Source organism: Pseudoalteromonas sp. MMG024 (genome assembly GCF_021654175.1).
In the GTDB taxonomy this organism is placed as follows: domain Bacteria; phylum Pseudomonadota; class Gammaproteobacteria; order Enterobacterales; family Alteromonadaceae; genus Pseudoalteromonas.
Window position 1 is genome coordinate 241,201 of the sequence record NZ_JAKFZO010000001.1, and the last position, 15,300, is coordinate 256,500.

Consider the following 15,300-nt stretch of genomic DNA (forward strand, 5'->3'; position numbering starts at 1 on the left):
CTGATGGATGAACGGCTTACCTTAATGGCGGCAATATTGGTTTACTTTTTAGGTAAATGGTTAAACCGTCGTTATAAGCCGTTACAAAGCTTTAATATTCCAGAAGCCGTTACTGGCGGCATTGTTGCTTCAAGTTTAGCCGCTTTCTCGTTTTATGTTTTCAATACTGAAATCACTTTCTCACTTCAACAGCGCGATGTGCTACTCATCATTTTCTTTACCACGATTGGCTTAAATGCACAGTTAGATAGCCTAATAAAAGGCGGTAAAAGCTTAATGATTCTGTTACTACTGGCAGTCGGCTTTTTAATCTTACAAAACCTTGTTGGGATTGGTGTCTTTACCTCGTTTGGCATGCCACCGGTGAGCGGATTGCTAGGTGGCTCGATTTCATTAAGCGGTGGGCATGGCACGGCAATCGCTTGGTCTCCATTTTTTAGTGAGCAGTATCAGATTGAAGGGGCGTTGGAACTCGCTTTGGCGTGCGCGACATTTGGCTTAATTTTTGGTGGTGTGCTTGGTGGTCCTATCGCGAAGTTCATAATAGAGAAACACCAGCTAAAACAAACGGTTTATTCTGCTAAGCCACTGAAAGTAGGGGTTTCCCATGACAATGCTAAATTTGCAAGTGTTAACATAGATCAGTTTCTGATCAGTATCTTTGTTATTTTACTGGCAATTGGATTAGGTAATCGTATTGAAGCTGCATTAGTTTATTTTGATTTTGAATTACCATTTTTTGTTTGTTGTCTATTTGCCGGCATCATTATTAGTAACACGGTGCCACGTTTAATGTCAGTTAAACTTTGGCCCACTAATAGTGCATCGTTGTCATTTATTTCCGATGTCTGCTTAGGGCTATTTTTAGCGATGTCGTTAATGAGTATCAAGATTTGGACGTTGACGAGTTTAGCAATGCCATTTGTTGTATTACTTGTTTTTCAAGTGTTGGCGACAATACTCTATAGCACCTATGTGGTATTTCCGAGTTTAGGTAAGAACTACGACGCAGCGGTAATGGCTTCTGGCTATGCTGGGTTGACCTTAGGCGCGACACCAACAGCAATTGCTAATATGACGGCGGTAACGCAACATTATTCGCCTTCAGCTAAAGCGTTTATCGTTGTACCTTTAGTGGGCGCATTTTTTATTGATATTGTAAATGCGTTGGTGATTAATCAGTTTATTAGTTGGCTGGGATGATATGAACTATCAAGATATATATGACTTTTGGTTTACGGAATTAACACCGAATGATTGGTTTTCTGTCAATGAAGCGCTAGATAAAACAATCAACAATAAATTTAAGGTTATTCTTGATGCAGTGATTGCAGGCGAATTACATCATTGGCGAAGCACAGCGATGGGGTCACTGTGTGAGATAATAGTGCTCGATCAGTTTTCAAGGAATATTTACCGAGGCCAAGCAGAGGCGTTTCGCCAAGATCCGTTGGCGTTAGCTTTGGCGCAAACAGCAATTGATAAGGGCTTTGATAAGCAACTTAATGAAACTGAAGTCGGGTTTATGTACTTGCCATTTATGCACAGTGAAAGCGCGAAAATTCATGAATTGGCGATGACGTTGTATAAAGATCACCCTAGTTATGAGTTTGAAGTGGCGCATAAGGCAATAATCGACCAGTTTGGGCGTTATCCACACCGTAACGCCATATTAGGCCGCAAAGCGAGTGAGCAAGAGTTAACATTTTTGACACAACCAAATTCATCTTTTTAACGTTACATCTTGCTTTGCAAAGGGTGACACAGTACAGTGATGAAATTGAAATTTTCTAAAGATGTATTATGGAAAACCAAGAACAAAAACCACAACCAACTCAAGCAGAAATTCAAGCTGCTCAAAATGAATGGATCCGCTCTACACTTGATCGCGCTAATAAACACTTAGCAGAAAAAGGCGTTATTCCAAAGACAATTCTAGATAAAGAAAGCCGTTATATTGCGCCGATGTGTGCGATTTGGAAAATCAAAAGCCAACAAGGCAAAACTTATTGGGTTGTGTCTGGCAATTTACCGACCGATCACGTTGAAGTGACTGCGGCAACAAATGCCCGTGACGCACTTCGCCATTTTTCTTTTCAATGGCAATTAAAAGCAGACGAGCTTGCAAAAAATAGTGCAGGTGACAAAGCGCAAATCGATTTTGCTAACTTGCTTGTGAACCGTGCTGAAGGTCTGTATGACTTATACAGCAATGAAAAACTTTGGACTAATGAACCAAAGTAAAGGGTTTAGGATCAAAACGCGATAACGGACACGATAATCGTTGTCGCGCTATTCCAGCCTCCATAAACACATTGCCTTGTTCGGCATAACCGCAGCGCTTAAACTTTTCTTTCTCAACAATATTACAATTGAAACTTAGCTCTTCGGCACCTAATTCTTTCGCGCACAACGCAATCTGCTCAAACATTAGATTATAAAACTCATGAGTTCGGTAAGCTTGCAGCACAGCAACGCGGCCAATTTCACCGTGTTGCGTAATTCTTGCGGTTGCTATGCTGTTACCGTGATTATCAAACCCAAGCAGATGCTGACAACTTAAATCGCACTTATCAAATTCAACGTCTTTTGGGATATGGTATTCATAAACAAATACTTTTTCCCTCACTTGTTTGAGTTCGTTACGCTTTTCTCGCCATGTGACCTGTTTAAATGTGAAGCTCATCATTTCCTCTACTAATCGAAATACCAATAGCCCTCATTTAAAAGATTAGTAAAGTTTTGCATAAAGTGTGAACAAGTTGTGGAACTTTTAATCTGATCGGATGTCACTGTTACGTTTTGGCAAAGTGTTTCTACCCATGAAAGGCACGAAAGTGGTAGGGTAAGTACATCACCGTTTACTGCAAATAACACATTGCTTTCTGTTGATAAATAAAAGCAGCGAAGACCACCTAGACGATGAATTTCAATATCTTGGTTTAGTAATTCAAGTACACAACTTGGCTCGTATTCATCTTCAAGCGGCGCTAAATCGAGATCGTGTTTAGCTTCGCTCAGACTTTGTAACAACCATAAATTAAAATCTTGATTGTTATTAAGTGCATCTAGCATTTGTTGTTTAACATCTGCGACTTCATTTGCTAAAAACTCACCGGTGTTATTACGTAATCGAAGTGCTGGATCGCTGTAACGTGTGTTACCCGAATCGTTATCAATGAGGTAATCTGAAAATGACGACAATAATTCGCGCTGATTTGGCGCTCTAAAGCCAACCGAATAGTTCATTGCATTTTCGACAGCGTAACCTTCGTGAGGGCAGCCAGGTGGAATATATAAAATATCGCCTGGTTCAAGTACTTCATCAATACAGGCATCAAACCCGTCAATTTGCAGCAGATCTTTACACGGAATAACTTCATTGAAGGCTTGTTTAGATTCGCCAACGCGCCAATGTCGTTTACCTTGGCCTTGAATAATAAATACATCGTATTGATCTAAGTGAGGACCAACGCCGCCAGCAGGCGTAGAGAAGCTGATCATCAAATCATCAATACGCCAGTTTGGAATAAAGCGAAACGGTTCGATTAACTCGGCAGCCTCAGGGTGCCAGTGGTCAACGGCTTGCACAAGAAGTGTGCTGTTTTTTGGTGTTAATAATTCGAAATCTTCAAACGGGCCGTGGTGTGCTTGCCATTCATTGTTGTGGTTTGAAATAAGACGCGACTCAATGCATTCCTCCATCGCAAGGCCTGCAAGTTCATCTGGACTAATTGGATCAACAAAGTCAGCAAACCCTGACTTAATCAATGCCGGTTTTTTTTGCCAATACTCATTAATAAATTCTTGCTGAGAGAGGGTTTTAACACCGTCTGGTGTTTTGATATTGAAACTGAGTTGATACATAGACGTCTCTAAAAATTTATAATAAAAAAGCGAAAGATATTAGAAATACCTTTCGCTTTTTATTCAAGCTAAAACTGCTGGTTATTTGATGTCGTCGATAAATTCAACTGCACGGCCAATATAATTAGCAGGTGTAAGTTGTTTTAATTCTTCTTTTACCGCTTCTGGTAAATCAAGATTATCGATGAAATCAGCCATGATCTCTTTGTTAACGCGCTTACCACGTGTTAACTCTTTAAGTTTTTCATATGGCTTTTCGATGCCATATTTACGCATTACAGTTTGGATTGGCTCAGCAAGTAGTTCCCAATTCTGGTCAAGTTCAGCAAGTAACTTCTCTTGGTTAACTTCTAATTTGCTAATACCTTTAAGTGTTGCTTGGTAAGCGATTAACGCATAACCCATGCCTACACCTAAGTTACGTAATACGGTTGAATCCGTAAGGTCACGCTGCCAGCGAGATACTGGTAGTTTTTGCGCTAGGTGAGCAAAAATAGCGTTCGCAATACCTAAGTTACCTTCTGAGTTTTCAAAATCAATTGGGTTAACTTTGTGTGGCATGGTTGATGAACCAATTTCACCTGCAATTGTTTTTTGCTTGAAGTGATTAAGCGCAATGTAGCCCCAAACGTCACGGTCAAAATCAATTAAGATAGTATTGAAACGTGCAATTGCATCGTAAAGTTCCGCGATGTAATCGTGTGGCTCGATTTGTGTTGTAAACGCATTCCACTCAAGACCAAGACTTGTTACAAACTTTTCAGCATGCGCGTGCCAGTCGTAGTTAGGGTAAGCACTCTGGTGTGCATTGTAGTTACCAACGGCACCATTGATCTTACCAAGTAGTTCAACATTAGCGATTTGGTCGCGTTGACGCTTTAAGCGCATGTACACGTTTGCCATTTCTTTACCCATAGTTGAAGGTGAAGCCGGCTGACCGTGTGTACGACACATCATCGGAATTGTTTGGTATTCTCTTGCAAGTGCGTGAACAGCATCAAGTAGCTTATCGCAGTAAGGTAAAAGAACGTTTTCACGTGCTTCTTTTAACATTAAACCGTGCGATAGGTTATTGATGTCTTCTGAGGTACATGCAAAGTGAATAAATTCGTTGATTGCATTAAGCTCGGCGTTGTCAGCTACTTTTTCTTTTAGTAGGTATTCAACCGCTTTCACGTCGTGGTTTGTGGTGCGCTCAATGTCTTTAACACGCATTGCATCTTCTTCATTAAAGTTTGCAACGATGTTATCTAAGATTTGATTTGCTTCAGCGCTTAGTGATGGTACTTCGTCGATACCCTCGGCAGCAGCAAGTGCTTGTAACCAGCGAACTTCTACAGTAACGCGGTATTTAATTAGGCCATACTCACTAAAGATTTCTCTAAGCTCAGTTGTTTTGCTGCCGTAACGACCATCAACAGGTGAAATAGCAGTTAACGCTGAAAGCTCCATAATCACTCCTAAATATTTGTACTAGAGATTAACAATACTGTTTTGCAATTTTGACAATTTTACCTTTGCCAAAGAAAAAGTGGCGGCGTTTACCACCCACTTGGCGCCATAATACTGCGGCGCGTATACCAGCTAACAACAGGGCGCGAATACGATGTTGCACCGATTTTTGTTGTAACAATGCTGGTTTACCAAATACTTGAATACGTTGTCCAAGCGGACTAATTACATCGGCATAAATGTCCGCAAGGCTTGCAATAATGGCGTCATCTGAAATTGATAAATGTGCCAATCGTGCGTCGATTGAATTAATTCGTGAGCCAAGCTCGTTTAATGCTTTGGGGTTTGCATTTAAAGCACGTTCTAACTGAATTAAACCGCCAACGTACTTTACAAGCTCAATGCTTTTATTTTGGCCTGATTCGAGTTGTTCAACAACTAATTGATAACCTTGGCGTAAATCCATATCACGAAACACATCTGATGGTGCATCTGGATTAGTTACTAAAATACCCGAAAGTAGTTGCTGCATTTCATAATCGGTAATTGAACCGGTTTGCGCAACTTTTTGCACTGCTTTGGTAATTTGGCACATGGCGGCAAGCGCCATAACCTGATTTTTATCCATTAGCGGATCACCGAATCAATAATACCGCCACCTAAGCATGTTTCATCTAGGTAAAATACCGCAGACTGACCTGGGGTAACGGCTTTTTGCGGCTCATCAAATAACACGCGTGCAACGCCGTCTTCACCAACCAGTAAAGTGCATGGAATATCAGTTTGGCGATAACGGGTTTTCACTGTACAACGTAGCGTTGATTGCGGACCTACGCGGTCAACCCAGTGCAGCTGATTTGCCATTAGGCCGTTTGAATATAGGCGAGGGTGATTTTTACCTTGACCAACAACAAGTACGTTACGCGCAATATCTTTATCTACAACATACCAAGGCTCACCCGAACCTTCCTTCATACCACCAATGAGTAGGCCTTTGCGTTGACCTAGGGTGTGATACATCAAACCTTCATGCTCGCCAACATCGTTGCCTTCGCAATCTTCAATTTTGCCAGGTTGAGCTGGTAAGAATTTTTGTAAGAAGTCTTTAAACTTGCGCTCACCAATAAAGCAAATACCTGTGCTATCTTTCTTATCGTGGGTAATCAGGCCTTGTTCTTCCGCGATCCGGCGTACTTCAGGCTTTTCAATTTCGCCTACTGGGAATAAGGTTTGCGCAACATGCTCATGACCAAGGGTGTATAGGAAATAGCTTTGGTCTTTATTGTCATCAAGGCCGCGCACTAATGTAGCTTTACCGTCTTTTTCAGCGCGGCGAACATAGTGACCGGTTGCAATATAGTCTGCACCGAGTGCTTCAGCAGCAAATTCAAGAAACGCTTTAAATTTAATTTCTTTATTACACATAATATCGGGGTTAGGTGTACGGCCTGCTTTGTATTCAGCAAGGAAATACTCAAACACGTTATCCCAATATTCTGCGGCAAAGTTTACCGTGTGTAACTCAATACCCAGTTTTTCGCATACAGCTTGCGCATCTTTTAAATCTTCCGCAGCTGCACAGTATTCATCAGTATCATCTTCTTCCCAGTTCTTCATAAACAAGCCTTCTACCTGATAGCCTTGTTGCTTAAGTAAATAAGCTGAAACGGAAGAGTCTACACCGCCAGACATGCCAACGATGACTTTGATGTTACTGTTATCACTCATGGTATTGAATTACTCCGAAAATTTGAGGCGCGAATTATATCATAGCTGTTTTAATAAAACATGTTCTAAAATGCGCGAGTAAGGTGCTTATTTGTTCTCTGTTATAAGTCTATATTCGCCATTTTCAATACCGTCCAAGGTGTATTTACCAATGGCGTAACGAATTAAGCGTAACGTCGGAAAGCCAACATGTGCTGTCATGCGTCTAACTTGGCGATTTTTACCTTCAGTGATGGTGATTGACAGCCAAGTTGTCGGAATTGCTTTGCGCTCACGAATAGGTGGGTTACGGGGCCAAACATTAGGCTCATTGATGCGCTTAACGTTTGCCGGTAGGGTTTTACCATCTTTCAGCACAACGCCTTGCGATAGGGCGTTTATGGCATCTTGTGTTACATCACCTTCTACTTGCACCCAGTAGGTTTTCGGTGATTTATGTTTAGGTGACGCGATTTTATGTTGGAGCTTACCGTTATTGGTAAGCAGTAATAATCCCTCACTGTCTCTATCGAGACGACCTGCTGCATAGACATCTTTAATGTCGATAAAATCAGCCAGTGTTTTGCGATTACCTTCGTCGGTAAATTGGCTTAGTACATCAAAAGGCTTGTTAAATAGCACGATATGCGTTGGCCCTTGGTGAGGCTTTACATCGCGCGTTTTGATGTGTTTTTTAGCTGCGGCGACACGTTGTTTATTTGGTCGTGTTGGCTTTTTAGTAATTTGTACAGATTTAGGTTTAGATAATCGAGTCATGACTTTGATTAATTACAAGCAAGGTAGGTATTGTAGCAAATAAAAAAGGGCAACAACATGTTGCCCTTTTTCTTATTCAAACATTACGATTATGCGATTTGCGCGATAATGTTGTTGAATGTTTCGCTTGGACGCATTGCTTTGTATGCAAGCTCTTCGCTAGGCTGGAAGTAACCTTTAATGTCAACTTCAACGCCTTGTGCATCGTTAAGCTCTTTAACGATAACAGCTTCATTTGCTGTTAATTGCTCTGCAATTGGCGCAAACTTTGCTTTAAGTTCAGCGTCTTTGTCTTGTGCAGCAAGTTCTTGTGCCCAGAACATCGTTAGATAGAAGTGGCTACCACGGTTATCTAATTCGTTTACCTTACGAGAAGGTGATTTGTTCTCAAGTAAGAATTTAGCTGTTGCCGCGTCAAGCGTATCTGCTAATACTTGTGCCTTAGTGTTATCTGCGTTTACTGCAAGGTGCTCGTAAGAAGCCGCTAACGCTAAGAATTCACCAAGTGAATCCCAACGTAAGTGGTTTTCTTTTTCGAACTGCTGAACGTGCTTAGGCGCTGAACCACCTGCGCCTGTTTCAAATAAACCACCACCGTTCATTAATGGAACGATTGATAGCATTTTAGCACTTGTACCAAGCTCAAGAATGGGGAATAAGTCAGTTAGGTAGTCACGTAGTACGTTACCAGTTACTGAAATAGTATCTTGACTTTCTTTGATGCGTGCTAATGAGAATTGCGTTGCTTCAAATGGTGCAAGAATGCGAATATCAAGGCCGTTAGTATCGTGGTCTTGTAGGTATTGGTTAACTTTCTTAATTAACTGTGCATCGTGAGCACGTTTTTCGTCTAACCAGAATACCGCTGGCGTGCCAGTTGCACGTGCACGATTTACTGCAAGCTTAACCCAGTCTTGAATTGGTAAGTCTTTAACTTGACACATACGGAAGATATCGCCCGCGTCAACGTCGTGAGACATTACAGCAACACCTGCTTGATTAACTACGCGAACCTGACCTTTTGTTTTAATTTCAAATGTCTTGTCGTGTGAACCGTATTCTTCCGCTTTTTGAGCCATAAGGCCAACGTTTGGTACGCTACCCATAGTTGTTGGATCAAATGCGCCATTTTCTTTACAGAAATCAATCGTTGCTTGGTAAACACTTGCATAACAACGGTCTGGAATAAGTGCTTTGGTGTCTTTTAGTTTGCCATCTGGGCCCCACATTTGGCCTGATGAACGAATACATGCTGGCATTGAAGCATCAATGATGATGTCGCTTGGTACATGTAGGTTTGTAATGCCACGGTCAGAATCAACCATTGCAAGTGCAGGGCGGTTTGCATAAACAGCGTGTAAATCAGCTTCAATTTCAGCGCGTGTTGCGTCATCTAACTGTGCGATTTTAGCGTAAACATCACCAATACCGTTTTTAGCATCTACACCTAGCTTTTCAAACGTTGCAGCGTGTTTTGCAAATACATCTTTGTAGAATACTTTTACAGCGTGACCGAAGATGATTGGGTCAGATACTTTCATCATCGTTGCTTTCATATGTAATGAAAGTAATACGTCTTCGTCTTTTGCTGCGTTGATTTCACGCTCTAAGTATGTATTTAACGCTGCAACATTCATTACAGAGCTGTCGATGATTTCGCCTGCAAGTAATGGAACTGATGCTTTTAATACTTCAACATCGCCATTATCGTTTACGAATTCAATACGTACATCATCAGCTGAATCAAGCGTTACTGATTGCTCAGATGCAAAAAAGTCGCCTTCGTTCATTGATGCAACGTGTGATTTAGAATCGCTTGCCCATGCGCCCATTGAGTGCGGGTTATTTTTCGCATAGTTTTTAACAGAACCAGGTGCGCGACGGTCAGAGTTACCTTCACGTAGTACTGGGTTTACAGCGCTGCCTTTAATTTTGTCGTAAGTTGCTTTAACTTTCGCTTCTTCTTCGTTTTTAGGCTCTTCTGGGTATTCAGGAAGTGCGTAGCCTTGAGCTTGCAATTCTTTGATTACTGCTTGCAACTGAGGAATAGATGCACTGATGTTTGGTAGTTTAATGATGTTTGCGTCAGGTGTTTTTGCTAGTTCACCTAATTCAGCTAGTGCATCACCGATACGTTGTTCTTCGGTTAAGTACTCTGGGAAGTTTGCGATTACGCGACCTGCAAGAGAGATGTCACGTGTTTCAACGTTTACGTCAGATACAGCGCTGAAGGCTTTAACGATTGGTAAAAACGAGTACGTGGCAAGTGCCGGTGCTTCATCCGTTTTTGTATAAATTATCTTAGATTTACTAGTCATTATTATTCCTAACTTTTAAATGCCATTACTATGGCGTTCAATACTTACATTGAAAGGGGCGTGATTTTGCAAAATCACAAAAACTGAATGTAATTGACTTAGTCTAGCGTTATTTATAGTGCTGACAATTGGCCGATAGTATAGCAGGGCTAGTTTAAATAAAAAGAATTAGCAATCACAAAATGTTCAATTGACATGGGAGGGTAAATTTTAGGCATAAAAAAAGCGGGCGATCCGCTTCTTTATTATTATAATGTGTCGTAAGCAGTACTACTTAGACTTCGCCTTCAGTTGGCGCAATATTGGTCGCGTGTAGGCCTTTCGGACCTTGTTGCAACTCAAATGTTACATCTTGGCCGGCTTTAAGTGTTTTGTATCCATCCATTTGAATGGTTGAAAAATGCGCAAAGATATCCTCCGTGCTGCCTTCTTCTACGATAAACCCAAACCCTTTTGCGTTATTGAACCATTTGACTTTTCCGCAAGCCATACCTCAACATCCTTCTATAAGTTGACTAAAATCATGTTATTCTACATGGTAAATTACTTAACAAGCTTAAAACGAACCAGTGCTGCGGATTACACAAGCTTTCGTTCGTAAATTGCTTAGTAAATAATCACATATTGACTGTAGTTTAATTGACCAAACAGTCAAGTTTTTTTTAATTGTTTTTAACAATTTAAATAATTTTTTAATTTTTAAGACTCAAAGTTGCTTGAGTTTACAAGAGATGACTATATTAAATTATGAGTGGGACACAATTTTCAGATTTAGTAGATAGCCAAAAGGAAAAACAGCGACAAAGTATTAAGCCGCCGCGCAAGTATAAAGTCATTTTAAATAATGACGATTACACGCCAATGGACTTTGTTGTTGAAGTTTTAGCACGATTTTTTAATATGGATTCAGACAGGGCGACTGAAATTATGTTAAAGGTCCATTATGACGGCAAAGCTGTCTGTGGCGTTTACAGTGCGGAAGTCGCTGAAACCAAGGTAGCGCAAGTGAACCAATACGCGCGTGATAATGAACATCCACTGTTATGTAGTTTTGAGCCCGAATAAAGAAGTATTTAGAGGAGTTTATTATGCTTAATAAAGACTTAGAAATTACCTTAAACTCCGCATTCAGAGAAGCGCGTAGTCGCAGGCATGAATTTATGACTGTGGAGCACTTACTGTTAGCGCTATTAGATAACCCATCGGCAATTGATGCGTTGTCGAGCTGTGGCACCGATTTACAATCACTTAAAATTGCGTTATCAGATTTTATCGATGAAACCACACCATTAATCCCCGACTTAGAGGAAGAGCGCGAAACACAGCCAACGCTTGGTTTTCAGCGCGTATTGCAACGCGCTGTATTTCATGTGCAGTCGTCGGGTAAAAGTGAAGTGAACGGTGCTAATGTACTTGTTGCAATTTTTAGCGAGCAAGAAAGCCAAGCTGTTTACTTACTTAAAAAATGCGATATTACTCGACTCGATATCGTTAATTACATTTCACACGGTATTTCGCGTTTAGACGAGGAAGAAAGTCACCACCCAAGTGAAGAAGAGCAAGAGATTGAAAACAGTGCCGAGCAGGGCGCGGATGAAAAATCTAAGCTAGAAAACTTTACCACAAACCTTAATACGCAAGCAGAGCTTGGTTTAATCGACCCTCTGATTGGGCGCGACAGTGAAATTGAGCGCACGATTCAGGTGTTATGCCGTCGTAAAAAGAACAATCCATTGCTTGTGGGTGAAGCGGGCGTTGGTAAAACCGCAATCGCTGAAGGTCTTGCTTATCGTATCTTTAACGAGCAAGTGCCAGAAGTTATTTCAGATGCGACAGTATTTTCACTCGATATGGGCGCGTTGCTTGCTGGTACAAAATACCGCGGCGATTTTGAAAAACGTTTTAAGGCGTTGCTAAAACAGCTTCAGCAACACAAAAACGCAATTTTGTTTATTGATGAAATCCACACAATTATTGGCGCGGGTGCAGCCTCTGGTGGTGTGATGGATGCATCAAACCTAATCAAACCGTTACTATCAAGCGGTAAGCTTCGTTGTATGGGTTCGACCACGTACAACGAATTTAAAAATATTTTTGAAAAAGACCGCGCGTTAGTACGTCGTTTCCAAAAAATCGATATCGTTGAGCCGTCAGTTGCCGACACTACTAAGATTCTAATGGGCTTAAAAGAACGTTATGAAGAGCACCATGGCATTCGCTATACGCAAACAGCACTAAAAGCTGCTGCTGAGCTATCAGCTAAGTATATCAATGAGCGTCACCTACCAGACAAAGCGATTGACGTGATTGACGAAGCAGGTGCAAGCCAGCGTTTATTACCGGTATCGCGTCGTAAGAAGACGGTAACGGTATCGGATATTGAACACATTATTGCGAAAATCGCACGTATTCCAGAGCAAAATGTATCAAACTCAGATAAACAAGTTCTGCAATTACTTGATCGCAATCTGAAAATGGTGGTATTTGGCCAAGATGATGCCATTGATGCGCTAAGTGCAGCAATTCGATTATCGCGTTCAGGTCTGTCTAGCGAAGATAAACCGATTGGTTCGTTCTTATTTGCAGGTCCAACGGGTGTCGGTAAAACCGAGATCACCAAGCAACTTGCAAAGTGTTTAGGTGTTGAACTTGTACGTTTTGATATGTCTGAATACATGGAAAAACATGCGGTAAGTCGCTTAATTGGCGCACCTCCTGGTTATGTGGGTTATGAACAAGGTGGCTTATTAACTGATGCAGTGATTAAACAACCTCATTGCGTGGTATTGCTTGATGAAATCGAAAAAGCGCATCCTGATATTTACAATGTATTATTGCAAGTAATGGATCACGGAACGCTTACGGATAACAACGGCCGCAAGGCAGATTTCAGAAACGTTGTACTCGTGATGACGACTAATGCGGGTGTGCAAGAAACAATTCGTAAATCAATTGGCTTTAAACAACAAGACCACAGCCACGATGCGATGAGTGAGATTAATAAAACGTTTACACCTGAATTTAGAAACCGCTTAGATAACACGATTTGGTTTAATCACTTAGATGAAAAAGTGATCTTGCAAGTGGTTGATAAGTTCATTGTTGAGCTGGAATCGCAACTCGATGCTAAATCAGTGTCACTGGAAGTAACCGAGCCTGCACGTAAATGGCTTGCAAAAGAAGGCTACGATAAAGCGATGGGCGCTCGTCCAATGGCTCGCCTGATCCAAGAAAAGCTTAAAAAGCCATTAGCCAATGAAATTCTATTTGGTGAACTCAGTGATGGTGGTAACGTGAAGGTAAGCATTAAAGATAAGCAGCTTACATTTAGTTACGAAAATGAAAGCGTTGAAGCATAAATAAAACGTCAATAAAAAAGCCCGCAATTAGCGGGCTTTTTTTATATTCGATACTACTTAAAAATTAGCGAGCACGGAATACAATGCGACCTTTCGAAAGGTCATATGGCGTTAACTCAACCGTAACCTTGTCGCCTGTTAAAATACGAATATAGTTTTTGCGCATTTTACCAGAAATGTGTGCAACAACCACGTGACCGTTTTCTAATTCAACGCGGAACATAGTGTTAGGGAGTGTGTCAAGGACAGTGCCTTGCATTTCAATTACGTCTTCTTTCGCCATATTGAGCGTATAACCTCAGTTGTATTCTTTAAAGCTGCAGATTTTGCCGAAAACCCATGCATATGTAAAGCTATGATTGGCATTTACAGTCATCTTTTTATAATTCCAGATGCCAAACATTATTATTGAGCTTTTGGTAAGGTTTAAATTTAGTTTTGTAGTTCATTTTACGACATTCATCGATTTGGTAACCTAAATACAAATATTGCTTGTTGATACTATTAGCAAATTCGATTTGTTTCAAAATCATCATGGTGCCAAGGCTGTAATCTTCGAAATCAGGATCGAAGAAAGTGTAAATAGCTGAAAGTGCATTACTCAATGTGTCTGTTACCGCAACTGCAATTAACGTGTTGTCGTGCCAAAGTTCAAGATAGTTAATTGGTAACCAACTACAGGTCAAAAAGCTTTCGTATTGTTCAACAGATGGCGGAAACATAGCGCCATCTTGGTGTCTTAGTGTGATGTATTTTTCGTACAGTGTGTAATAAATATCTTTGCTGACACTACTTACTTTAAGTTCGAACTGCTTACTTTTTTTAATGATGCGCTTTTGTGATTTACTTGGCGAAAACTGTGACACATCAAGGCGGATAGCTTCACAGGCTGTACAATTAGCACAATGTGGACGATAAATTTGGTCGCTAGAACGACGAAAGCCAAGCGCAAGAAGGTGTTCAAAACGCTGATGGGTATAAAAATCGTGGTCTAGTACCACTAGTAAACGCTCTTGCTCTTTATCGATATAACTGCATGGGAATTGTTGGCTTATCCCCAATTTTACCGGCATATGCTCAGTCATAAATATCCGTCAATTTTGCCTTATTCCACATAGTGGGATGAATTGGTTGATCATCTTTTACAGTAAGTTTAGCTAAAAATTCTTCACGTGTAATGCAAGTAGCACCTAATGACGACAAATGCGGGTTTTCGATTTGGCAATCAATCAAGGTAATATCATGATTTCGTAAGTGATTATGTAGCGCCCAAAATGCGAGTTTTGAGCAGTTACTTTCAAAATGGAACATAGATTCACCACAAAACACGTGGTTAACCATAATGCCATAAAGCCCGCCAACTAACATGTTGTCTTGATTATATACTTCGATACTATGCGCATACCCTTGATTGTGAAGTGCGATATAGGCTGCCTTCATATCATCGGTTATCCACGTACCTTCAAGTTGTTCTCGCTGCTTAATACAATTATTTATAACACCGCTAAAATCATGATTTACAGTAATGGTGTATTTACCTTGGCGAGCTAGTTTACGCAAACTGCGGCTGATGTTGATGTCGCCGATATTTAATACCGCTCTGTTGCTTGGACACCACCACATAATTGGCTCACCTTGATTGAACCAAGGGAAAATACCACTTTGATAGGCGGTTATTAATCGTGGCGTTGATAAGTCGCCACCAATTGCAAGCAAACCATCAGGCTCGGCTAAAGCAAGATCTGCGGGAGGAAATTGGGTTGATAATGAATCGAGTAGTGTAAGTTGTGCTGTCATAAAAAGGCTGCGTTAGTGGCAGC

General features: G+C 40.9%; 16 protein-coding genes. 5 read left to right on the top strand and 11 right to left on the bottom strand.

The features are described from left to right. The first annotated feature begins 3 nt into the window (after positions 1-3). The 3 genes from gltS to L1068_RS01105 all read left to right on the top strand — a co-directional run bounded on the left by gltS (position 4) and on the right by L1068_RS01105 (position 2,244). On the top strand, positions 4-1,203 hold the full coding sequence (gene gltS, locus L1068_RS01095) for a sodium/glutamate symporter (protein ID WP_237128688.1): 1,200 nt from the start codon (positions 4-6) through the stop codon (positions 1,201-1,203). A gap of 1 nt (position 1,204) precedes the next feature. Continuing rightward, on the top strand, positions 1,205-1,735 hold the full coding sequence (locus tag L1068_RS01100) for a DUF924 family protein (protein ID WP_237128689.1): 531 nt from the start codon (positions 1,205-1,207) through the stop codon (positions 1,733-1,735). A gap of 68 nt (positions 1,736-1,803) precedes the next feature. Beyond that, positions 1,804-2,244, top strand: a complete 441-nt coding sequence (locus L1068_RS01105; RefSeq protein ID WP_237128690.1) for a DUF4826 family protein — start codon at positions 1,804-1,806, stop codon at positions 2,242-2,244. On the opposite strand, the gene L1068_RS01110 is transcribed toward L1068_RS01105, so the two are convergent. From L1068_RS01110 to cspD, 8 genes are all read right to left on the bottom strand, one after another. Then, positions 2,228-2,689 (bottom strand): GNAT family N-acetyltransferase, encoded by a 462-nt coding sequence (locus L1068_RS01110; RefSeq protein ID WP_237128691.1) that lies wholly within the window; start codon positions 2,687-2,689, stop codon positions 2,228-2,230. The two genes, L1068_RS01105 and L1068_RS01110, sit on opposite strands and share 17 nt — an antisense overlap. An 8-nt stretch (positions 2,690-2,697) precedes the next feature. Continuing rightward, positions 2,698-3,867 (bottom strand): cupin domain-containing protein, encoded by a 1,170-nt coding sequence (locus tag L1068_RS01115; RefSeq protein WP_237128692.1) that lies wholly within the window; start codon positions 3,865-3,867, stop codon positions 2,698-2,700. A gap of 81 nt (positions 3,868-3,948) precedes the next feature. After that, positions 3,949-5,319: an adenylosuccinate lyase gene (purB, locus tag L1068_RS01120; RefSeq protein WP_237128693.1), complete on the bottom strand. Its 1,371-nt coding sequence runs from the start codon at positions 5,317-5,319 to the stop codon at positions 3,949-3,951. A 28-nt stretch (positions 5,320-5,347) separates the two neighbouring features. Then, positions 5,348-5,947 carry a high frequency lysogenization protein HflD gene (gene hflD / locus L1068_RS01125; protein ID WP_100913301.1) on the bottom strand — a complete coding sequence of 200 codons (600 nt, stop codon included), beginning with the start codon at positions 5,945-5,947 and terminating at the stop codon, positions 5,348-5,350. Beyond that, positions 5,947-7,047, bottom strand: coding sequence for a tRNA 2-thiouridine(34) synthase MnmA (gene mnmA / locus L1068_RS01130; protein WP_237128694.1), 1,101 nt, complete (start codon positions 7,045-7,047; stop codon positions 5,947-5,949). Before mnmA ends, hflD begins: the two co-directional genes overlap by 1 nt. 87 nt (positions 7,048-7,134) lie before the next feature. After that, the gene (locus L1068_RS01135; protein ID WP_237128695.1) at positions 7,135-7,803 is read right to left on the bottom strand and encodes an rRNA large subunit pseudouridine synthase E; all 669 of its coding nucleotides are present in this window, start codon (positions 7,801-7,803) and stop codon (positions 7,135-7,137) included. A gap of 89 nt (positions 7,804-7,892) precedes the next feature. Further along, positions 7,893-10,121: an NADP-dependent isocitrate dehydrogenase gene (locus L1068_RS01140; protein ID WP_237128696.1), complete on the bottom strand. Its 2,229-nt coding sequence runs from the start codon at positions 10,119-10,121 to the stop codon at positions 7,893-7,895. 274 nt (positions 10,122-10,395) lie between these two features. Continuing rightward, the gene (cspD, locus tag L1068_RS01145) at positions 10,396-10,611 is read right to left on the bottom strand and encodes a cold shock domain-containing protein CspD (RefSeq protein WP_010560186.1); all 216 of its coding nucleotides are present in this window, start codon (positions 10,609-10,611) and stop codon (positions 10,396-10,398) included. 257 nt (positions 10,612-10,868) lie between these two features. Between cspD and clpS the strand changes: the two genes are divergently transcribed. Both clpS and clpA read left to right on the top strand, forming a co-directional pair. After that, positions 10,869-11,186 carry an ATP-dependent Clp protease adapter ClpS gene (gene clpS / locus L1068_RS01150; protein ID WP_010560185.1) on the top strand — a complete coding sequence of 106 codons (318 nt, stop codon included), beginning with the start codon at positions 10,869-10,871 and terminating at the stop codon, positions 11,184-11,186. 23 nt (positions 11,187-11,209) lie between these two features. Beyond that, positions 11,210-13,480, top strand: a complete 2,271-nt coding sequence (gene clpA, locus L1068_RS01155) for an ATP-dependent Clp protease ATP-binding subunit ClpA (protein WP_237128697.1) — start codon at positions 11,210-11,212, stop codon at positions 13,478-13,480. A 64-nt stretch (positions 13,481-13,544) separates the two neighbouring features. Here clpA and infA read toward each other — a convergent pair whose 3' ends face one another. From infA to aat, 3 genes are all read right to left on the bottom strand, one after another. Continuing rightward, positions 13,545-13,763, bottom strand: coding sequence for a translation initiation factor IF-1 (gene infA / locus L1068_RS01160; RefSeq protein ID WP_010560183.1), 219 nt, complete (start codon positions 13,761-13,763; stop codon positions 13,545-13,547). A gap of 97 nt (positions 13,764-13,860) precedes the next feature. Beyond that, on the bottom strand, positions 13,861-14,565 hold the full coding sequence (locus L1068_RS01165) for an arginyltransferase (RefSeq protein ID WP_237128698.1): 705 nt from the start codon (positions 14,563-14,565) through the stop codon (positions 13,861-13,863). Further along, positions 14,558-15,277, bottom strand: a complete 720-nt coding sequence (gene aat / locus L1068_RS01170) for a leucyl/phenylalanyl-tRNA--protein transferase (RefSeq protein ID WP_237128699.1) — start codon at positions 15,275-15,277, stop codon at positions 14,558-14,560. Before aat ends, L1068_RS01165 begins: the two co-directional genes overlap by 8 nt. Between the last annotated feature and the right edge of the window lie 23 nt (positions 15,278-15,300).

Coding starts and splice junctions, on each gene's coding strand:
- gltS (WP_237128688.1), top strand. CDS start 4: ATGGATGAACGGCTTACCTTAATGGCGGCAATATTGGTTTACTTTTTA.
- L1068_RS01100 (WP_237128689.1), top strand. CDS start 1,205: ATGAACTATCAAGATATATATGACTTTTGGTTTACGGAATTAACACCG.
- L1068_RS01105 (WP_237128690.1), top strand. CDS start 1,804: ATGGAAAACCAAGAACAAAAACCACAACCAACTCAAGCAGAAATTCAA.
- L1068_RS01110 (WP_237128691.1), bottom strand. CDS start 2,689: ATGATGAGCTTCACATTTAAACAGGTCACATGGCGAGAAAAGCGTAAC.
- L1068_RS01115 (WP_237128692.1), bottom strand. CDS start 3,867: ATGTATCAACTCAGTTTCAATATCAAAACACCAGACGGTGTTAAAACC.
- purB (WP_237128693.1), bottom strand. CDS start 5,319: ATGGAGCTTTCAGCGTTAACTGCTATTTCACCTGTTGATGGTCGTTAC.
- hflD (WP_100913301.1), bottom strand. CDS start 5,947: ATGGATAAAAATCAGGTTATGGCGCTTGCCGCCATGTGCCAAATTACC.
- mnmA (WP_237128694.1), bottom strand. CDS start 7,047: ATGAGTGATAACAGTAACATCAAAGTCATCGTTGGCATGTCTGGCGGT.
- L1068_RS01135 (WP_237128695.1), bottom strand. CDS start 7,803: ATGACTCGATTATCTAAACCTAAATCTGTACAAATTACTAAAAAGCCA.
- L1068_RS01140 (WP_237128696.1), bottom strand. CDS start 10,121: ATGACTAGTAAATCTAAGATAATTTATACAAAAACGGATGAAGCACCG.
- cspD (WP_010560186.1), bottom strand. CDS start 10,611: ATGGCTTGCGGAAAAGTCAAATGGTTCAATAACGCAAAAGGGTTTGGG.
- clpS (WP_010560185.1), top strand. CDS start 10,869: ATGAGTGGGACACAATTTTCAGATTTAGTAGATAGCCAAAAGGAAAAA.
- clpA (WP_237128697.1), top strand. CDS start 11,210: ATGCTTAATAAAGACTTAGAAATTACCTTAAACTCCGCATTCAGAGAA.
- infA (WP_010560183.1), bottom strand. CDS start 13,763: ATGGCGAAAGAAGACGTAATTGAAATGCAAGGCACTGTCCTTGACACA.
- L1068_RS01165 (WP_237128698.1), bottom strand. CDS start 14,565: ATGACTGAGCATATGCCGGTAAAATTGGGGATAAGCCAACAATTCCCA.
- aat (WP_237128699.1), bottom strand. CDS start 15,277: ATGACAGCACAACTTACACTACTCGATTCATTATCAACCCAATTTCCT.